The organism is Natranaerobius trueperi (assembly GCF_002216005.1).
Classification (GTDB): Bacteria; Bacillota; Natranaerobiia; order Natranaerobiales; family Natranaerobiaceae; genus Natranaerobius_A; species Natranaerobius_A trueperi.
On record NZ_NIQC01000053.1, the window covers coordinates 1 to 5,927 of the forward strand.

Consider the following 5,927-nt stretch of genomic DNA (forward strand, 5'->3'; position numbering starts at 1 on the left):
CTTCTTCAAGCTGTACAGGTGCTTTACACTTCTTAGCGTGCTCTATAAGTTGTGAGAAGTCTTTTTCTCCACCTTCTTTTCTATCAGGAATATGAGTTACATCATCAAAACCAACTACTCCTGTAGTGTAAAAAGAATTAAATAGCTGAAGTCGGGATGATTTAATTTACAAAAATCACCGAATGTGATATCTTTATATTATGAAACTTTATAAAGAAAATTTTATAATGAATTATAATACCGTCGGGGGAGCCCTAAAGGGCTGAGAGGGTTAAAACACCGACCCCAGAACCTGAACTGGTTAGTGCCAGCGAAGGGAGAACGGTTGCCGTAGGCTTAGTTTTATTCATGGTGTTGTATACGGCTCCCGGTCTTCCCGGGAGTTTTTTTATTATCATGATTTAATCATGCGAGGTGACTACGATGTTACAGAATAATGTCCGTAAAATACTTTGATGGCTTTGTTGATAGCTATTGAACCTTTACTTCTCATTTGATATAATTTCCAGCTGGTTTCGCTAAAGCTTATCCCATGCAACATACCATTAATGTAATGGCCGGTATTTTTTTAGGTCCAGGTCCAGCAGTTCTGACTGCTTTTTTAGTGGGTTTATTACGTAACATTTTGGGTATCGGAACTTTACTTGCTTTCCCGGGTGGTATGGCAGGGGCCTTACTTGCAGGAATAGGCTTTAAAATAGCCCGGCAACGCCCTTACGGGGCGTTTATCGGAGAAGTATTCGGCACTTCTATTATTGGCGCCTTGCTATCTGTTCTTATTGCCAGATTTGTCTTAGGCCATGAGGCTGTAATATACTTCTATGTTCCACCCTTTGCCGTGAGTGCCATTGTTGGCGCTTTCATAGGAATAGGGTTGAGTGTAGTCTTAGAGAGGGTTCCGGGGAGGCAGATCTATTTCCATGACTGATCATCTATAATAACTAATACAAAAAAGAGGGTGATTTTATGTCTAAAACTAAAGTTGTTATGAGCATAGCAGGCTCTGATTCTGGAGGTGGTGCTGGAATACAAGCTGACTTAAAAACATTTCAATCTCTAGGGGTATTTGGGACTACTGTGATAACAGGTGTGACTGCCCAGAACACTGTAGGAGTTCAAAACGCTGTTCACATTGAACCTAGCTTAGTGGCAGCTCAGTTTGAGTCAGTAGCGAAGGATATGGAGATTTCTGCAGTAAAGACGGGAATGCTTTCAAATGCTCAAATAGTTGAAACAGTTTCCGATAACATTGCTTCCTTTCCAACAAAACCGTGGATTGTGATTGACCCTGTTTTGGCAGCCACAAGCGTTGACTTACTACTAGAAAGGCAAGCAGTATCAATTTTGCTAGAGAAACTTATTCCTATCTCGGATATCATCACTCCTAATATTCCCGAAGCAGAGATATTGACTGACATCAAAATTGAACATTCAAAAGATTTACAAAAAGTCGCTTATAAGTTGATGGAAACGGGAGCAAAATCCGTATTAATCAAGGGTGGACACTCAAGTGGGAAAGCTACTGACCACTTTTTTTGGAAGGATGAATATCACACATTTTCAGCTGAAAGAGTGGGTATAGGTAGTCTTCATGGAACGGGTTGTACCTTGGGTTCAGCTATATGTGCATATTTGAGTAAAACAAATGATTTATTAACTAGCATAAGATTCGCTAAAAAATACGTTACACAAGCTATTAATAATAGTTTTATAATTGGTGAAGGTTCAAAGGTACTCTTGCAGTCATTACAAAGTAATAATTGCTAGAAGGGGAGGTATCTAATGCATGAGTTCATTCAAATCTAATTTTAAATTAGGGGATTATCTAACACTTGTTAGACAAGAAAATCCTTTAGTCCACGCTATTACTAATCATGTCACAATAAATGATTGCGCTAATATTACATTGGCTGCCGGTGCTTCACCGGCCATGTGTGAGAGTAAAGAAGAAGTATCTGATTTTGTACCCTTCGCCAAAGCACTTTATATAAATATCGGTACAATAAACAAAGAACATAAAAAGTCGATTTATCTAGCAGCAGAAAAAGCTTCCCGATTAGAAATACCTATTGTTGTAGACCCGGTTGGGGCCGTGGCCATCAAAAGTCGACAGGACTTAGTGAAAGATTTGCTGACTAATTACAGTGTTAGCTGTATCAAAGGTAATAATGCTGAGATTAAATGTCTTGCAGGTCGTAGAACCCATGGAAAAGGAATGGACTCCCTGGACACTGGTAAGGATATTCAAATGGTCAATTCAGAGCTATCTGAAAAATACAACACAATGGTATTGTCAACTGGAAAAACAGATTTAATTACAAAAGGAAGTACAACAGTTAAAGTTAGCAATGGAACACCCTTATTAGGCAGGATTACGGGTTCAGGCTGTATGCTAGGAATATTGATAAGTGCTTTTATCGGAGTTTCAGATAATGACTTGGAAGCTGTAATAGCGGGAATTGTTTCTATGGGAATAGTTGGAGAGTTGGCTGAAGAAAGTATCTCTAGTACAACTGATCTAGGGAGTTTTAGAGTTAAGATCTTTGATTACATGGCGGCTTTAACAAGCGAAAAATTGCAAGAGAGGGGGAATGTGTCTGTATTATAAGTTATAAGTAGTTGCGCAAGTAGAAAGCCTCGACCGACGTGTATGGATGCGGTTCGACGCATTCCAAAGCTTCCTGTTTGCATCTTAGTGTATATGGGCGATCTTGAACATATGCCCCTGATACATTTTTATAATTTAGTGAGGTGATATTATGAGTTATTGTCAAACATTACGTGAATTTGGTAGTGATATATGGGACGGTTGGCATGAGCACCCTTTCATTAAAGGAATAGGTAGTGGAAATTTGGAAAGGGAAAAATTTATTTATTGGATTAAACAGGATTATTTGTATTTAAAAGACTATGCCCGAGTATTCGCTTTAGCTGGTGGTAAAGCTAGAAAATTAGACCAAATGCAGATGTTTGCCAGTTTAATGGATGGAATATTAAACACAGAAATGAAATTACACAGAGATTATTGTGCTGAATTTGGAATTGATACAGAAGAATTGGAAAACCTTAGTAAATCACCTACTTGTCAGGCCTATACGGATTTTCTGGTTAGAACATCTGCTAATGAAACAGTTGGAGTTACTGTAGCAGCGTTACTGCCGTGTTTATGGGGCTTTTATGAAATTGGAAGTAATTTAAAACAAACAGGGAATACTAGCAGTTCCAATCCTTACAGACACTGGATAGAAATGTACTCTTCTCAAGAATTTGCAGATCTAGCAAATTGGGGCAAAGACTTAATGGAATATTTTTCTGAAGAAGCTGGCCAGGAAGAATGGGAAAGTATGAAACAGGCATTTCTAATAAGCAGCAAATACGAGGCAATGTTCTGGGAAATGGCACATATCCTAGAAGAATGGAAGTTTTGAGATTTAGAGTTTTTTATTTGTATGTAATTAACCCAGGGGTAGGTATTCCCCTGGGTTTACCGTTCTTAAAAGGGGAGGTCTTACGGGGGTCGCCGAGTCGATGAGCTAATGCCATACTTAAAAGAAAATAAGGACGAATTTCTAAATAGCCTGAGAAGTGGGAGATACAAACCTCAGCCAGTCAGACGAGTAGAAATACCCAAACCTGATGGTGGGGTAAGGCTTCTTGGTGTCCCAACAGTCATGGACCGCATGGTTCAACAGGCACTAGTGCCTGTTGAACCAATATTTTCTGATAATAGCTTTGGATTTAGACCGAATCGTAACGCCCAGCAGGCGATCAAAAGGGTAAAAGAGTACTACGAACAAGGCTATAAATATGCAGTTGACATAGACCTAGCAAAATATTTTGACACTGTGAACCATGACTTGCTGATAAGTATGGTAAGGGAACAGATCAAGGAATGAAACCACCATACGACTCATACGCAAATTCCTAAAGAGTGGGGTCATGTCAAATGGGCTTTTAAATCCTACTACCAGAGGTAATCCACAAGGTGGAAACCTGTCCCCATTACTTAGTAACATTTACCTTACTAGTTTTGATCGCCTACTTGAGGTCCGAACGGTACGCTTGGTGGTGTGAGAGGTCGGTAGATAAATTAATTATCTACCTCCTTGTACAATAGAGTTAGTTAGACATGCTATTGATAGTTAAGAAATCACTGATCTTTGACAACCACATAGGGATTTTGGCTTAAGTAGCTAATATCTCTAATGAGGAAGGCTTCGATTACCTCCATGGGAAGTTAAGCTATCCCGCCGAGTAGAGTCGAGCCCCGCCCTCATAAGATTTCTCGAATGAGCACGTTGTGGATGTAGCTTGCTGTATGCCTCAAGTAACGAGAAAGGTTGAGACTTGTGAGGTGCTGGGGACTGACCCTAACAGATAGATATTGGGCTTACAATGCTCCAATTAAAGTTTTGTTCCCACACTCCAATCACATTAGAGTCGAGTCTTTTCAAGATGATATCTCTAACAACTTAATTGAATCTTTTTTTCAAATTCTTAAAAGTTGGGTTAAGCAACGTAGAGGCTTTGCCTCTTACCAGTCCGCTGACAAGCTTATCACTGTTTTTATTTTTGCTTTCAACTTTGTTAGGACAAGCAATGTTTTGAATCAGTCTACTCTTGCTCAAGTTGCGGGTATTAATTACTCTATTCGTACTAGGACTTTTTGGCTTTTACATAGTAATGCCGCATGACAGCCAAATCTTTTAAAATCTTGCGATTAAGTGAGCTTATTTTTCATAACAACTTAACAGACTCGATTTAAGAAATCATTTTAGGAGGAATTTTAGGCCTGAAATACTTAAAAAATTATGATATGATATAGGATAGATATAAAAGGAGGCGGTTTAGTTGGATCTAAATCAGTTTTTTATCCTATTAGCAATTGTAGTAGGTATTGTGATTTTTTTAAGAATCTTGAAAGCTACTTTAAAACTTATTGTAATAGTTGCTATTGTAGTTTTAATTGCAGGTTATCTTGGATTTGACTTAATGGAAGTAGGAAGGGACGTTTATGATCGAGTTGAAGATCCTATGGTTGAACTTGTTGAGGATGGAATGAATATAACTGATGACTTATTAGACAATAACAGTATAGTTGATGGACTAAGTGGTCCAATAAGTACTTTAGAAGATTTAGGTTTCGGAGTTGACGTAACTGATGAAGAAGTTGAGTTCTGGGAAGGTGACTCATTTAAAGGAAATGTTAATGTAGAAGATAGTCAGCTTTCTTTACAAGTGGACTTGTCTGATGAATCAAATAAAGATTTAGTGATTGGGATAGTAGAGGGATTAGAAGATGATACAGTTTCAAAAGAGACAAAACAGGAAATGATTGCTGCAATAAAAGAACAAGAAGATAAACGACTCAAATTTGAAGAAGGTTATTTAGATATAGAAGATAACTTCTTAGATATTAAAGTAAAAACCACCAATAAAAAGGTGGTTTTTGTTATTTAATAATTTATTTGATGGCTAAATCTTTTGATACATTGACTATGTTTTCTTTATGATCTTTTAATAAACTGTTAAGCTAATCAAATGTACTATTTAACAGTTGACAACATCTCCAATTATAGTACCCATTATGGAAGAATCGTAATCGGTATCTAAAATGTAGTTAAATAATGAATGTTAATACAAATCATAGTTTTTTAAGTATAAGGCAAACTTTGCAAGTTGTGCCCCTGTATTTGATATTTATGTAACCTAATTATTTTCTTATACGTGGTGTTAGTATAGTTTTATGGACACATTTTAGTTAAGTCTATAAAATAGAGGTAAGAAAGGATGTGTCCAATAATGGGTAAAAACTATAGTGACGATTTCAAAAAAACAGTTGTAGATTTGTATCACTCAGGTACTTCTGTAAAGGACCTGTCGAGCGAATATGGCGTAACGGAAGTTACTATTTATAAATGGATCAA

Annotated in this window: 6 protein-coding genes, 2 pseudogenes and 1 riboswitch; all 8 genes and pseudogenes read left to right on the top strand. The window is 37.4% G+C overall.

Going from position 1 to position 5,927, the window contains the following annotated elements; genetic code table 11:
- Positions 1 to 235: 235 nt before the first annotated feature.
- Positions 236 to 337: riboswitch (TPP riboswitch) on the top strand.
- 195 nt (positions 338 to 532) lie between these two features.
- Entirely contained in the window at positions 533 to 928 is a 396-nt protein-coding gene (gene thiW / locus CDO51_RS12795; protein ID WP_089024618.1) for an energy coupling factor transporter S component ThiW, read from the top strand.
- Positions 929 to 966: 38 nt separating this feature from the next.
- On the top strand, positions 967 to 1,767 hold the full coding sequence (gene thiD / locus CDO51_RS12800) for a bifunctional hydroxymethylpyrimidine kinase/phosphomethylpyrimidine kinase (RefSeq protein ID WP_089024619.1): 801 nt from the start codon (positions 967 to 969) through the stop codon (positions 1,765 to 1,767).
- A 19-nt stretch (positions 1,768 to 1,786) separates the two neighbouring features.
- On the top strand, positions 1,787 to 2,608 hold the full coding sequence (gene thiM, locus CDO51_RS12805) for a hydroxyethylthiazole kinase (RefSeq protein WP_089024620.1): 822 nt from the start codon (positions 1,787 to 1,789) through the stop codon (positions 2,606 to 2,608).
- A 151-nt stretch (positions 2,609 to 2,759) separates the two neighbouring features.
- Positions 2,760 to 3,428 carry a thiaminase II gene (gene tenA / locus CDO51_RS12810; RefSeq protein WP_089024621.1) on the top strand — a complete coding sequence of 223 codons (669 nt, stop codon included), beginning with the start codon at positions 2,760 to 2,762 and terminating at the stop codon, positions 3,426 to 3,428.
- Positions 3,429 to 3,515: 87 nt separating this feature from the next.
- A pseudogene (locus tag CDO51_RS12815) lies at positions 3,516 to 4,047 on the top strand (reverse transcriptase domain-containing protein); the annotation flags it as partial.
- Positions 4,048 to 4,370: 323 nt separating this feature from the next.
- Positions 4,371 to 4,694, top strand: a pseudogene (locus CDO51_RS12820) (IS6 family transposase); the annotation flags it as partial.
- 157 nt (positions 4,695 to 4,851) lie between these two features.
- The gene (locus tag CDO51_RS12825; protein WP_089024622.1) at positions 4,852 to 5,460 is read left to right on the top strand and encodes a hypothetical protein; all 609 of its coding nucleotides are present in this window, start codon (positions 4,852 to 4,854) and stop codon (positions 5,458 to 5,460) included.
- Between the two features lie 342 nt (positions 5,461 to 5,802).
- Positions 5,803 to 5,927 (top strand): transposase (locus CDO51_RS12830; protein WP_158212473.1); only part of this gene is annotated, 125 nt, incomplete at its 3' end.

Bases quoted from the DNA above. Each gene is read 5' to 3' on its own strand.
- thiW (WP_089024618.1), top strand. From the start codon at position 533: ATGCAACATACCATTAATGTAATGGCCGGTATTTTTTTAGGTCCAGGT.
- thiD (WP_089024619.1), top strand. From the start codon at position 967: ATGTCTAAAACTAAAGTTGTTATGAGCATAGCAGGCTCTGATTCTGGA.
- thiM (WP_089024620.1), top strand. From the start codon at position 1,787: ATGAGTTCATTCAAATCTAATTTTAAATTAGGGGATTATCTAACACTT.
- tenA (WP_089024621.1), top strand. From the start codon at position 2,760: ATGAGTTATTGTCAAACATTACGTGAATTTGGTAGTGATATATGGGAC.